Origin of the sequence: Salmonella sp. SG203 (assembly GCF_013350575.1) — a bacterium.
GTDB classification, from domain to species: Bacteria; Pseudomonadota; Gammaproteobacteria; order Enterobacterales; family Enterobacteriaceae; genus Salmonella; species Salmonella enterica.
In genome coordinates this window covers 1-11,739 of record NZ_SNMT01000031.1, presented here as the reverse complement: position 1 = coordinate 11,739, position 11,739 = coordinate 1, and the positions used below count along the sequence as shown (strand labels likewise).

Sequence of the window (11,739 nt, the reverse complement as noted above, 5' to 3'; positions counted from 1 at the left end):
GACTAAAATGGATAAATTAATATTCACAATAACTGACGCCGGGCGTCAGGCAATTATTAATGCCTCGAATACCGGGACCGAGAAGGTTGAAATAAAATCAGTTGGAATAGGTTCCAGTTATTATATTACCTCACCTGAACAAACTGATATTCATGATGAAATTAAACGAATAACTAGTATCGGTGGGGCGGTGATATCACCTGATACAATTCATGTATCAGCTAAAGATGACTCTCCTGATGAGTATGTTGTGCACACAGTTGGATTGTATACGGATAAAAATATACTCTTTGCCGTTTACTCCAGACGAATGCCGATAATTAATAAATCATCAGCAACCGTTATGTTGATTTCCAGTGATATTACGTTTAAGTCGCTGGATACAGCAAATATCACATTTGGGGATGTTGTATTTATTAACCCTCCGGCATCAGAAAGCGTTGTTGGGGGTTCCCGATTTGCGACCGCTGAAGAGGTTGAGGAAGGTCTGGACCCTGCTATTGCTGTCTCGGCGAAGCGCCTGAAAGGTGAGCTGGATAAGAAAGCAAATTTAGATAGCCCAAACCTTACAGGAACGCCTACAGCGCCAACGACCGCTGAATCTGATAATTCACAAAAGATAGCGACTACCGCGTTTATAAAACAGGTTCTGCTTGCTTACGCTAAGCTGGCCAGCCCTAATTTCACAGGGAAACCTACAGCTCCAACTGCTGATCAGAGTTCTAATGACACCCAACTTGCAACAACGGCATTTGTCAGATCGGCTATTGCAGCTCTTGTCGACTCATCTCCAGGGGCGCTGGATACTCTTAATGAGCTGGCTGCAGCGTTAGGTGATGACCCTAACTTTGCAACCACAATGACCAATGCATTAGCGGGTAAGCAGCCCCTTGATGGTACATTGACGAATCTGAGTGGAAAGGATGTTCCCGCGCTTCTCCAATACCTCGGTTTAGAAGAAACGATAAATCTGGTAAAAAATGCCGTTCCGGCGACACGGCGGGTTAACAGTAAACCACTGACCGGTGATATCACTTTGTGGGCGTCAGATGTGGGGGCCATTTCCGCCGGTGCTGTCGGAAAAATTACCGATAATGGCACGATGGCATCAGCTAATACTCCAGGATGGTGGCGGGTGGAGGTGTCGAATTCTGATACGGTCGCTGATTTTCCCACCTATCCGGATGGCAGCAAGCTGTACAGCTATGGATATCTGTTTGTTGAGAAAATCGGTGAAGTCTGGTTTCAGCACTATTACGCGCATATGGGCGCTAACGCAAAGCGTCAGGACTGGGGAACTGTACCGAATACCAGCCGCCCGTGGATTGTTGACTACAACACAGCTAATAAACCCACAGCAAATGACGTTCAGGCGCTGCCCATTGCCGGAGGGCGTCTTAACGGTCCGCTAAGCATTGGTACTGATAATGCGCTGGGCGGCAATTCGATCGTTCTTGGTGATAATGACACTGGTTTTAAACAGAACGGCGATGGCGTGCTTGATGTTTACTCGAACTACACACATGTATTACGTTTCATCGGTAATCTTGTGGAGAGCATGGTTTCCCTGAAAGTAAACGGAAACGCTGTAGCTACAGGCGAAGTACAGGCAGGAAATGGCACGTCACGCATGGCTGGTAACGGGGATATTTTTGGTAATGTCTGGAACGGCTGGCTAAGTACACATCTGAATAATAATCTCGTCGCAGATGTTCAATTAGGGGCTGGCACATCAGTGGTTACCTGGAACAATGCAGGTTCCTGGCCTAACACCCCCGGATATGTAGTTACCTCCGTCTGGAAAGATAATCAAGGCGAAAATATTGATGGCATTGCTTATGCGCCTTTGCAAAAAAGATTAGGTATTCAGTGGTATACCGTACAAGGGGGGACGGCATAATGAAAAAATATCAGGACATTAAAAATTTCAGACTTATTGACGCGCCCGTAAACAGGGGTAAAACTCAGTCTGAAATAAATATAGGTGCATATTTTCTGGAGTCAGAAGACGGGCAGGACTGGTATGAATGTCAGTCATTATTTTCTGATGATACCGCAAAAATCATGTACGACCATGAGGGGGTTATCTGGGGTGTTATTAATAAGCCAGTCCCGCAACGTGGAAACACATATGCTGTATCAATGCTGTGGCCGGTTAATATGTCTGTTGCGGAAATAGACGCTGCTGACTGTCCTGATGATTGCCGTGGTGATGGCTCATGGTTGTACAGAGATGGTAAGGTTTTACCCGTTCCGGTGGATTATCAGGCTAAGGCCGAAACCACCCGACAGAAACTACTTAACGATGCAGACAATGCCATTAAGGACTGGCGCACAGAATTAACGCTGGGGATTATCAGCGATGAAAATAAAGTCACTCTAATCAATTGGATGGGATACATTAATAAGTTAAAAAATATTGATTTTTCACAAGTTAATGATGAGGCCACCTTTGAAAAAATAAAGTGGCCTGAATTACCTAAATAATGTTTTACTGACTGGCTGGTTTATCCGGCCAGTCAGGATCAGATGCATCCACCCGACTGACCAGAACGCTGTATTGCTCCCAGACCTCCAGTCGTTGCCGTTCCTCATCGGTTGCGATACCCAGCTTTACTGCGCGCGAAAGTGGTGTAATAACGGCCTCGGCCTCTTCGAGCAGTTTGACCTTTTTCGCTTCTGCCTGCTGGCGTAGCTCCTCCGGAGAATAAACACGTTTACTCACCTGCTCACCATTAAACATCCAGCGTCCTGATACATCCGCCCGGCGATTAGCTGTGATATCAGGTAACTCAATAACGCTGCACCCTTCAGGATTTATTGCCGAAACATCTTTGTTAATATCCACAATAATATTATTTTTATCGTAGGCAATTTTTAATGAGTCGGCAGAAAATTTCTTCTGTTCCTCATACCAGTTTTTACCATCTTCATCAAACAGCCACACTACACCAAATTTTTTAGTGAGTTGATACTGGTCAGGCGTTTTTGGATTACCGGCTACGATATTTTTCAGATGCATCATAATTAAATACTCACCACGTTATACCACTGGTTGCCAATTAATTTCTGTATTGGGCGTCTGTGCGCTCCGTCAACCAGTTCATCACTATTGCCATTAGTGATACCGGTTATTACGTAACCAGAAGTGTCACTGAACCCCGGACCGTTCCATACCTGTGCATATTGCAGGCTACCCAGCCTGATATCCTGCACGTATCGGCTGTCAAAATTACCGTAGTCTGTTAGCGTTAATCGTCCGGTAACATTGATGGATTTTTTACTCTCCAGTGTGTCGTTCTGAAAGCGGAATACCTGAACACCATTAGCATAAATATCCAGGAGGCCATCGCCGTTTTGTTTTAAGCCGGTATCGTTATCGCCTAATACAATAGAACTACCTCCCAAAATATTAGGTGTACCGATACCGAGATTACCGTTAATTACGCCACCACTAACAGGTAATGCACCGACATCACCTGCGGATGGTTTTCGTGTTGTGGTATAAAATTCTGTCCAGTCAAGTTCAAAGCCAAAACCGTCGCGTGCCGAACGGTAGGAAATACCGCCATTCTTGTAATTCACACAAAACTGCACTGCCGGACAACTGCCGATATTCATATTAAAATGCAAAATCAGCTTGGATGCACCTCCAGTAGGAACGTTGTAAACCCCGCTGTTCCAGTTCCAGCCGACTGATTTGTCATTTTCCAGTGTGTAGTCTCCCGTCATCCCCAGCGCGAATGCATTCACATCAGCAGCTGACAAAGTGATATCACCGGACAGTGGTTTACTGTTAATCCGGCGTGTCGCCGGGACTGCACTTTTTGCCAGATTTATCGTTTCTTCTAAACCGACGTTTCTGAAAATGCAGAAAACGGTCGTAAATGGCATGTTCCCAGCCTTTTGCGAGGGTGCCTATTGTGCAAATTGGCTATGTGCGGGTATCAACAAATGACCAGAACACCGATTTACAGCGAAACGCGCTGAATTGCGCAGGATGTGAACTGATTTTTGAAGACAAAATAAGCGGAACGAAATCCGAAAGGCCCGGACTGAAAAAGTTGCTCCGGACATTAACTGCAGGAGACACACTGGTTGTATGGAAGTTAGATCGCCTGGGTCGCAGTATGCGTCATCTGGTCGTTCTGATAGAGGAGCTGCGGGAGCGTGGCGTTAATTTCCGCAGCCTGACCGATTCCATCGATACCAGTACACCAATGGGGCGTTTCTTCTTTCATGTCATGGGCGCACTCGCTGAAATGGAACGTGAATTAATTGTGGAAAGAACCCGCGCCGGGCTGGAAGCGGCAAGAGCGCAGGGGCGAATTGGTGGCAGGCGTCCAAAGCTCACCCCGGAGCAATGGGCGCAGGCGGGGCGCCTGATTAGGGCAGGAGTACCGCGACAGCAGGTAGCGATTATTTATGATGTGGGTCTGTCGACACTATACAAAAAATTCCCTGTTGGTAAATCAGTTAGTTATACAGGCGTGGAAATTGAAAGTTATCTACCGTCTTGATCTCCTCATCATCTGATAATACTGTTTGTATAAACAGTATTATCAGGAGCGGATATTATGCCCCGTCACTATGAGATAGAAATGGCCTGGCGTAACGCCATAATGTTTGAACCGAGTGGCAGAAAAACAGTTACAACAGGGAGATTTGTTCAGGAACTGGAGAAGGTAAACCATTACTGGAGCCTGCGCGAGGCAAACAGGTGGATCGAATGGCATGTGACTACGTTCAGGGATATATCGACGCAGGAAGGAGAAAACCGCACATTCCAGTTATTTAACCCTAACGGAGGGCTTTAAGCATGGGCTTTCCGTCTCCTGCAAGTGACTACGTCGAGCCCCGCCTGACTGTAGATATTTTGTGTGGTATCAACGCTAATAGTTGGATTGTCTATACATCAGATGGTTATGCAGTCGTTGACGTTTCACTGATTCAGCGGCAGGGAGATACAGTATTGATACGTTCTGACGGGGCATTACGTTTTGCAAAAATAATGGGGCAGGCGTTAATTATTGATGATGGTGAAGCGATTGAAGGCGAGGCGCTGGATGGTGTAGTTGTTATAGGAAAAGTTACGTATTTTATTAGCCGGATAAATTTTTCTGGCTGATTGATGTAACGTTGAGACCACGGTCCCAATTTTTTTACCTGACTGTATATGGTAATATCGCCAAGCGTCGTCTCCTGTCGTAGGTCAGACGCAGCCCTGCCGGCTTATATAATATAACGTCTGGTTATTTCATCAGCGATTCGTTTAATCCGATCAGCCTCGTTTGTGTGTTCCTTTAGTACAGTTCGCGAGAATGGAATCATAGTCTGCAGCTCGTTTGCTGGAATATCGTAATCAATACCAGTAGCTGCAGCCCGGATAAAATTTGTCACTGTATCGATTTCGACGAACGCATCGTCGACAGCTTCGCTAACTAGCTTTTGTTGCTCTTCCTGGTACTCTTTCAGTAATGTTTCAATTTTCTGGATCACTACCGGAGAAACGTTATTCAGCTGGAATGATACGGAATCCCCTTTGTACTTCGCCTTGATCCCCTGACCAAACAGGCGCTCACGCGTTGCAGGTTTTGTTGGTTTTTCGGCTACGTTATGTAACTGTTTCAGGATTTCATCAGTTTCGAATGACTCACCGTCTTTCTGACGTTTGGCAAGGTGCTGGGCAAACGCCAGTACAGCATCCTCATTTCCCGCGTACACCTTCGCCAGGGATTCACCGGCACGAGCACTCAGTTCATTGGGATTGCTGAATAATGCGATGATTTTTCGCGGCAGTTCGGCTGTTTTAATGCAGCGCATGATGATTTTCCGTGAGATATTTTCCGCCTCGGCCAGCTTACTGACGTTGTCACCAAACTCATTTTTTAGGCGGCGGGCATAGCGTTTCCCGCGCTCATAGGCGCTGGTCTGTCGATAGCTGTTGCCGATCGTGGATAACCAGGCCATCTGCTCGTCGTCCAGATCCCCGACCAGAACGCGGTATTCGCTGTGCGTATAAATCGCAGTCTGGCGGCGGCGACTACCGTCAGCTACCTCGATAATACCGGAAATTTTGCGGCCAAGTGCCGGATTTTGTTGTCCGGACGTCAGAAATGAAGGAATAAGGTCATCAAGAGCCGCCTGTGTCAGCAGCGCCTGGTCACGTTCGTTGCCAGACCAGACCATAGTGGCCCGTTCAACCATTTCCGCAGCTACGGTTTCCAGAGTGAATGTGACGTCACGGCCACAGACTGGCAGGGTGACATGGTTCCCGACCATGTTTCTCACACGCTCGCTCAACAAGAGCATACATTAAAGTTTGAAGGAAAGCACGACGTTCGGGTTCAGATCATCAATGGTGAGCCGTGGTTTTGCCTGAAAGATGTGTGTGAAATCCTCTCCGTTTCAGTTGCCAGCCCAACACGCTTCCAGATGAGCATGGAAGGGGTTACAAAAAATGTAATCCCTACAGGCGGTGGCAAACAGCAACTGACTTTCGTCAATGAATCTAACCTGTACCGCGTCATTTTCCGCAGCAATAAACCGGAGGCACGGTAGTTTCAGGATTGGGTGTTTAACGTTGTTTTGCCGACAATACGCAAAAGTGGCCGTTATGGGGTCAGTTTGGAGATCGGAAATTATTGTACGTTTAGCGCATTATTTAACCATAATAATTCGTAAGGGATTGATTTAGCGTCAGTGGCCTTTTAAATTATCGCGTATTCCGTATCGCATTTAGGTTATCCGATTAGACAAAATCCCCTGAAAACACTGTATAGCGCGGGACTACAACCCCACAGCGATAGGTAAGCCTATTAAAAAATAGGCTTACAGTACAATAATTCTTTATATCCAAACTGCCCCCTGAATGAAGTACGTGAAATCACGGAAAAATGGTTATCAGAATATAACGGTGAACGTCCGCATAAATCGCTGAATAATATGACACCGGAGGAATACCGACAGCACCATCATTTTGCCGGGATCTCAAAAAATGCATGGAACTAAAACGAGTCTATTTACAGAAGAGCCATCGTCTTCGGAGGAAAAATAAAAATACATTATTCCGCCCCGTTACCCGGCGCCAGGGATGCAAATTTTTTGGCGAATATTTTTCATAAGTCATAAAGAGCGGGAACCTATCGGCTCCCGCTCCTTACAATTCATTGAGTTTAAAACCTCTGCCGAAAATTAAAAAATGTATTTGTCTGTTACCGAATGGATAAGGCCATCGCGAAATAAATATCGTCAAGGCGTCACCGAGAGACCCTATAACTATTAAATTCATGTGTAATCATTGATGCTTTATAATATACATAGTGCGACTATAAGCCACATCTTCCGGATTAGTAATAGGATATCCTTTTACCCATGGTTTAATTAGTCTTCCATTAGTTTCCTGATAAATCGGAGCAATAGGCGCCTGTTCCCGAAGTATTCTTTCGGCTGCATTATAATCTGCATTGCGTGCCTGCAAGGTGTGCTCTGTCATTGCCTGCATTATGATTTTATCGTAGGCAGGATTATTAAATCGTGAAATATTTCCTGAATGAGTGGAGGTTAACAACGACAAGAAAGTCGAGGCTTCATTATAATCCCCCACCCAAGAGGCACGGATTACATCAAAGTTTCCATTATTACGGCTGTCGATATAGGTTTTCCACTCCTGGTTTTGTAATTTAACATCCACTCCTAGATTTTTTTTCCACATCGATGCCACAGCAATAGCGATTTTCTGATTGTTTTCTGAGGTATTGTAAAGAAGTCTTAAATTAAGGTGTTTTTGCGGTCCATATCCTGCCGCACGAAGTAAACTTTTAGCCTGAGCATTAAGTTTTTCCTGGCTCATTTTTTCAAAGGGTGAAGGCGTAGACGTAAATCCTGCAGTTATATCAGGGGTAAAATGCCAGGCGGGTTTTTCACCTGTACCTAACACTTTTTCAGTTATAAGGCGTCGATTAATCGTCATACTTAAAGCAAGACGAACGCGAGAGTCCGCAGTTGGCCCCTTTTGAGTATTAAACGCATAATAGTCAGTACCTAATGTAAGCGGCGTATATACCTGCCCGGGAATATTCTTCATCAGTTGTTGGTACATAATCTTAGGAAACGTTTCTGTAATATCGATGTCACCCGCAAGATAGCGATTGGTCGCCTCTGACTCTCGATTGATTGGCAAAAATGTTACTTTTTGTAACGCCGTTTTATCATTATCCCAGTAATATTTATTAGGCTCGACAACCAGCTTTTCATTCACAACGCGCTCTGTAAGCACATATGCGCCATTGCCAATCAATTTTCCTGGCTGCGTCCATTCCTTACCACTTTCAACGTTTTTTTTCTGTACCGGATAAAATGCAAAACAGGCGGTCAGTCTGGCGAACCAGGGCAACGGTTTATCCAGGTGGATACGCAGGGTATGCGCGTCAATAGCCTCTACCCCAAGCTGGTCCGGCGCGATTTTACCATTAATAATCGACTTTGCGTTTGTAATTCCTGCCAGCACGGCGAACCAGGAAAATGGCGAAAGTGTTATTGGGTCTACCAGACGTCGCCAGCTATAGACAAAATCCTGAGCAGTAACAGGCGTGCCATCAGACCATTTTGCATTATCTCGCAGCGTAAACGTCCAGGTGCGATTATCGTTACTTCTCCACTGGGTGGCGACGCCAGGAATAATTTCGCCTTTTTTATTCTGGTTAACCAACCCTTCATACAAGTCGCGGATTACCTGGATTTCAGGTAATCCTACAGCTTTTGCCGGATCTAGCGAAGCTGGCTCATCTTTTATTTGACGAACCAGTTCTTGTTTCTCTGCCAGTACCACTCCGTTGGGAATATCCGCTGCATATCCCAGAGAAAAATAGCTAATCATTAGTATACAACAGATGACTGAGATAATATTTTGCATAAAAACCTTACGTAAAGTGATGAAATCTTCATTATAATCAGGTTTAATAATAGTTATTCCCATTTTTAACATCACTACCTCCTTTTATGTGATAAGCTCTTAGCCAAGATTATTGATAAATAGTTAACATATGCATCCACAATAAAAGGTCAACAACATTGAATAATAATTTCCATGTCTATAAAATACAGACGGTTATGATTAATAATTATAAGTTTGGTAGAGAGTAAACTATACCTAGCGACTAATGAAGTATGTCGGGATAAAGGTCCATATCTGAGCTAATAAGCTCAAAGTCTATTAGCACTAATTGTAGCAATTATACTCGCACCGTTACGCTTTATCACAGCAAAAGTATTAAGTGGCAATGGCATATTGATCGCACCATGACCAAAAATATTATTTGCTTTTAACGCAATTTTATCTCCAATGAATTTTTCTGAGAATCGGTGAATAATATAATCAAACTGACTTTGAACCAGAGGTGAGTTTGTTTTACCACCATCTTTAATAACATCTCCAAATATCACCCCTAAGCAATTCTTTATTACTGGCGAATAGGCCAACCCCATCAATTTCCTAGAAAACTGGCCGGGATCATCCGCAATAGATTCTAGGAATAGGAATTTTCCCTTAGTTTTAAGCGAAAGCCCCGAAGCTCCATTAAGCGCAGAAACCAAAAGAGAATTTCCACCAACAATTTTACCTGTAACCTCTGTCATTGAGGCAGCAAATTTATTAAGCGGTGATAACTCATATATAACATCTGTTTTTTTTCCGCTAAGAATATCTAATGTTGCTCCCAGGCCATTTTTATTGTATCCCGGAAAAATATCGCCATTAATACCCAGAACGACGGAGTGTATCGAGGGGAAATTTAAGTATTCATTTGCATAAATATGTAATGCCGTAATGTCAGAATAGCCAATAATTGGTTTTATTTTATCTGGTTTCGGATAACTCATCAATTCGCCAAGTATACTAGCGCCCCAACCTCCGCCTGATATCGCCCAGATCGCTTTTGACTCTGAACAGAAAGCATCATAGACAAATTTCGCGCGCTTCCAGATTGTATTAGCTTCATCCAGTAACGCTGTAGGCTCTATTAAATGATCAGGAATGTTTATCTTAAAAGGCGTGTTTTCTTTAAAGTACTGTTCTATTTTTTTGTAACGTTCTTGTGGATTATCAATTGGCGAAGATGGAGCTATAACGTCAATGACATCCCCTTCCTTTAAAAAATCCCAGGATGGCATATTGCGTGGTGTATCTTTAATGCCAGCAAATGAATTAAAATCTAATGAGCTACAAACTGCTACACCAGTTGTTTTCAAAAGAAATTCACGGCGAGTTACCATTATACGACCTTTTTAGTGTAGGATTTCTATTTTCATACTATCATGAAGTAAATCAATATTTATTCAATAAATTGCACGTTGATCAGTTATAAAGATGCCTGCGATGTAATTTTTTCTCCCGAATAACGGCACGGCCTAGTACGTTACCGTACTCTTCTACCGGGGACTCCCGGAGCCGCCATGCTGTCCGGGATGATTTTGTCGGCTTCCTTTTTTCGTGCTCAGTGTGTCTTGTAATACTATATAAAGGATTACATCTGAGATATCAGGCGAACAGTGTGAAGTTGAGAAGAGTCATTTCATATCTGACATTCGTGGAGAATATCCTGAGACATTCTCCGCTAATTTTAAGACGAACGGTACTGAGCACCGTTCTTAACCACTTCGCCAGAACTTACCGAAGTATGGTTCTGGTTTATTAGCGCTGAGTTTGTGGGGATTACTCAGCACATAAGCGGGCTTTCTTGTTATTAGGGAGCCGCAGCTCCTTTACGTATCCTTTTTTATCCCCTCACCGTCTGGTAGGTGTCCTGCTGGCACTGCTAACTTTCGGTTATTGCTAGTGATGTCCTATCACTGTCCAGTCATGATTGGTGGGCTGGCGGGAGTTGAACCCACCGCCATGCGCCAAGGATATAGTACAAATTATTGCTTCAAAATTGCCTCAGCCATTGCCCTTAAACGCTCAATCTGAACGTTTAACTCCGAGATAATTTCTTCAGGTTGTAGATTTTTGTTGGATTGCACGAAGTCTCTGATTTGTATCATTTGGTGTACTCGGATCTCTAATTCACTATAAATGGTCAGCTCATCAGGGTCATCTTGGGATTGTTCGCCTGTTTCAAATTCGACAAAAGTATGGGGTGGATTGTGATAGACACGAGAAATCGGGATTGGCCACCACTCTTCACCGGTTACTACATCCGCATCGAATGGCACAGTTTTATCAATCTCCATCAGTTTCTGAATGAGAACAGAAGTTTTCAAACTTATCTCCATTTAGTCCTAAAGTGGTTATCAAAACTCAACGTAAACTATACAAAATCAGCTTGTTATGATGAAGGTAAAAGTGGTGGATATAGTTGCTGATAAAACGTTAAACTCTTTAAATTCAATAAACTAAGTTTGGTTGTTAAAAATGCTGCTGCGCCACATGCAGTGGTTCGAAGCCGCAGACCTGATTGTTAAAGGTATGGAAGGCGCGATTGCCGCGAAGACCGTGACCTATGACTTTGAACGCCTGATGGAAGGCGCTAAACTGCTGAAATGTAGTGAGTTTGGCGACGCGATTATCGCAAATATGTAATAACGATAATTGTTAAAAACTAAAACGGGGACTTAACGTCCCCGTTTTTATTTGTCTATGGAAAACCCCCAGCTAGGCTGGGGGTTCCGGAAAGCTTTCAGCTTTAAGTCAGTTATTAAAACCCCTTTTGATTTGTTAAAACATCTTGCGGTCTGGCAACT

12 protein-coding genes and 3 pseudogenes are annotated in these 11,739 nt (G+C 44.0%); 9 read left to right on the top strand and 6 right to left on the bottom strand.

What is annotated here, in order from left to right; all coding sequences use genetic code 11:
• Positions 1–7: 7 nt before the first annotated feature.
• Positions 8–1,900, top strand: coding sequence for a phage tail protein (locus tag HV477_RS28655; protein ID WP_254621712.1), 1,893 nt, complete (start codon positions 8–10; stop codon positions 1,898–1,900).
• On the top strand, positions 1,870–2,487 hold the full coding sequence (locus HV477_RS25010) for a tail fiber assembly protein (RefSeq protein ID WP_175065506.1): 618 nt from the start codon (positions 1,870–1,872) through the stop codon (positions 2,485–2,487). Before HV477_RS28655 ends, HV477_RS25010 begins: the two co-directional genes overlap by 31 nt.
• Before the next feature lie 4 nt (positions 2,488–2,491).
• Here HV477_RS25010 and HV477_RS25005 read toward each other — a convergent pair whose 3' ends face one another.
• Positions 2,492–3,025 carry a tail fiber assembly protein gene (locus tag HV477_RS25005; protein ID WP_175065505.1) on the bottom strand — a complete coding sequence of 178 codons (534 nt, stop codon included), beginning with the start codon at positions 3,023–3,025 and terminating at the stop codon, positions 2,492–2,494.
• Between the two features lie 2 nt (positions 3,026–3,027).
• The gene (locus tag HV477_RS25000) at positions 3,028–3,894 is read right to left on the bottom strand and encodes a phage tail protein (RefSeq protein ID WP_175065504.1); all 867 of its coding nucleotides are present in this window, start codon (positions 3,892–3,894) and stop codon (positions 3,028–3,030) included.
• A 29-nt stretch (positions 3,895–3,923) separates the two neighbouring features.
• Between HV477_RS25000 and HV477_RS24995 the strand changes: the two genes are divergently transcribed.
• Genes HV477_RS24995 through HV477_RS24990 form a run of 3 tightly spaced genes read left to right on the top strand, consistent with a single transcriptional unit; the run spans position 3,924 to position 5,128 of the window.
• Entirely contained in the window at positions 3,924–4,520 is a 597-nt protein-coding gene (locus tag HV477_RS24995; RefSeq protein ID WP_175065503.1) for a recombinase family protein, read from the top strand.
• 57 nt (positions 4,521–4,577) lie between these two features.
• On the top strand, positions 4,578–4,817 hold the full coding sequence (locus HV477_RS28650; RefSeq protein ID WP_023228861.1) for a hypothetical protein: 240 nt from the start codon (positions 4,578–4,580) through the stop codon (positions 4,815–4,817).
• 2 nt (positions 4,818–4,819) lie between these two features.
• Positions 4,820–5,128: a hypothetical protein gene (locus HV477_RS24990; protein ID WP_001539798.1), complete on the top strand. Its 309-nt coding sequence runs from the start codon at positions 4,820–4,822 to the stop codon at positions 5,126–5,128.
• Between the two features lie 104 nt (positions 5,129–5,232).
• Here the strand turns inward: HV477_RS24990 and HV477_RS24985 are convergent, their stop codons facing one another.
• On the bottom strand, positions 5,233–6,282 hold the full coding sequence (locus tag HV477_RS24985) for a ParB/RepB/Spo0J family plasmid partition protein (RefSeq protein WP_187787718.1): 1,050 nt from the start codon (positions 6,280–6,282) through the stop codon (positions 5,233–5,235).
• On the opposite strand from HV477_RS24985, the gene HV477_RS24980 reads away from it, so the two are divergent.
• On the top strand, positions 6,268–6,561 hold the full coding sequence (locus HV477_RS24980; protein WP_175065502.1) for a Bro-N domain-containing protein: 294 nt from the start codon (positions 6,268–6,270) through the stop codon (positions 6,559–6,561). The genes HV477_RS24985 and HV477_RS24980 overlap by 15 nt on opposite strands.
• 306 nt (positions 6,562–6,867) lie before the next feature.
• A pseudogene (locus HV477_RS24975) lies at positions 6,868–7,011 on the top strand (integrase core domain-containing protein); the annotation flags it as partial.
• A gap of 286 nt (positions 7,012–7,297) precedes the next feature.
• Here the strand turns inward: HV477_RS24975 and HV477_RS24970 are convergent.
• Positions 7,298–8,914, bottom strand: coding sequence for an ABC transporter substrate-binding protein (locus HV477_RS24970; protein WP_065618843.1), 1,617 nt, complete (start codon positions 8,912–8,914; stop codon positions 7,298–7,300).
• A gap of 290 nt (positions 8,915–9,204) precedes the next feature.
• Positions 9,205–10,272: an LD-carboxypeptidase gene (locus HV477_RS24965; RefSeq protein ID WP_227003478.1), complete on the bottom strand. Its 1,068-nt coding sequence runs from the start codon at positions 10,270–10,272 to the stop codon at positions 9,205–9,207.
• Between the two features lie 245 nt (positions 10,273–10,517).
• On the opposite strand from HV477_RS24965, the pseudogene HV477_RS24960 reads away from it, so the two are divergent.
• Positions 10,518–10,694: pseudogene (locus tag HV477_RS24960) on the top strand (IS4/IS5 family transposase); the annotation flags it as partial.
• Between the two features lie 223 nt (positions 10,695–10,917).
• Here the strand turns inward: HV477_RS24960 and HV477_RS24955 are convergent.
• Positions 10,918–11,259 carry a hypothetical protein gene (locus tag HV477_RS24955; RefSeq protein WP_000858440.1) on the bottom strand — a complete coding sequence of 114 codons (342 nt, stop codon included), beginning with the start codon at positions 11,257–11,259 and terminating at the stop codon, positions 10,918–10,920.
• Positions 11,260–11,407: 148 nt separating this feature from the next.
• Between HV477_RS24955 and HV477_RS24950 the strand changes: the two are divergent.
• Positions 11,408–11,578: pseudogene (locus HV477_RS24950) on the top strand (isocitrate/isopropylmalate family dehydrogenase); the annotation flags it as partial.
• Positions 11,579–11,739 lie beyond the last annotated feature (161 nt).

Coding starts and splice junctions, on each gene's coding strand:
- HV477_RS25005 (WP_175065505.1), bottom strand. CDS start 3,025: ATGATGCATCTGAAAAATATCGTAGCCGGTAATCCAAAAACGCCTGAC.
- HV477_RS28650 (WP_023228861.1), top strand. CDS start 4,578: ATGCCCCGTCACTATGAGATAGAAATGGCCTGGCGTAACGCCATAATG.
- HV477_RS28655 (WP_254621712.1), top strand. CDS start 8: ATGGATAAATTAATATTCACAATAACTGACGCCGGGCGTCAGGCAATT.
- HV477_RS24980 (WP_175065502.1), top strand. CDS start 6,268: ATGGTTCCCGACCATGTTTCTCACACGCTCGCTCAACAAGAGCATACA.
- HV477_RS24970 (WP_065618843.1), bottom strand. CDS start 8,914: ATGCAAAATATTATCTCAGTCATCTGTTGTATACTAATGATTAGCTAT.
- HV477_RS24990 (WP_001539798.1), top strand. CDS start 4,820: ATGGGCTTTCCGTCTCCTGCAAGTGACTACGTCGAGCCCCGCCTGACT.
- HV477_RS25000 (WP_175065504.1), bottom strand. CDS start 3,894: ATGCCATTTACGACCGTTTTCTGCATTTTCAGAAACGTCGGTTTAGAA.
- HV477_RS24965 (WP_227003478.1), bottom strand. CDS start 10,272: ATGGTAACTCGCCGTGAATTTCTTTTGAAAACAACTGGTGTAGCAGTT.
- HV477_RS24985 (WP_187787718.1), bottom strand. CDS start 6,282: ATGGTCGGGAACCATGTCACCCTGCCAGTCTGTGGCCGTGACGTCACA.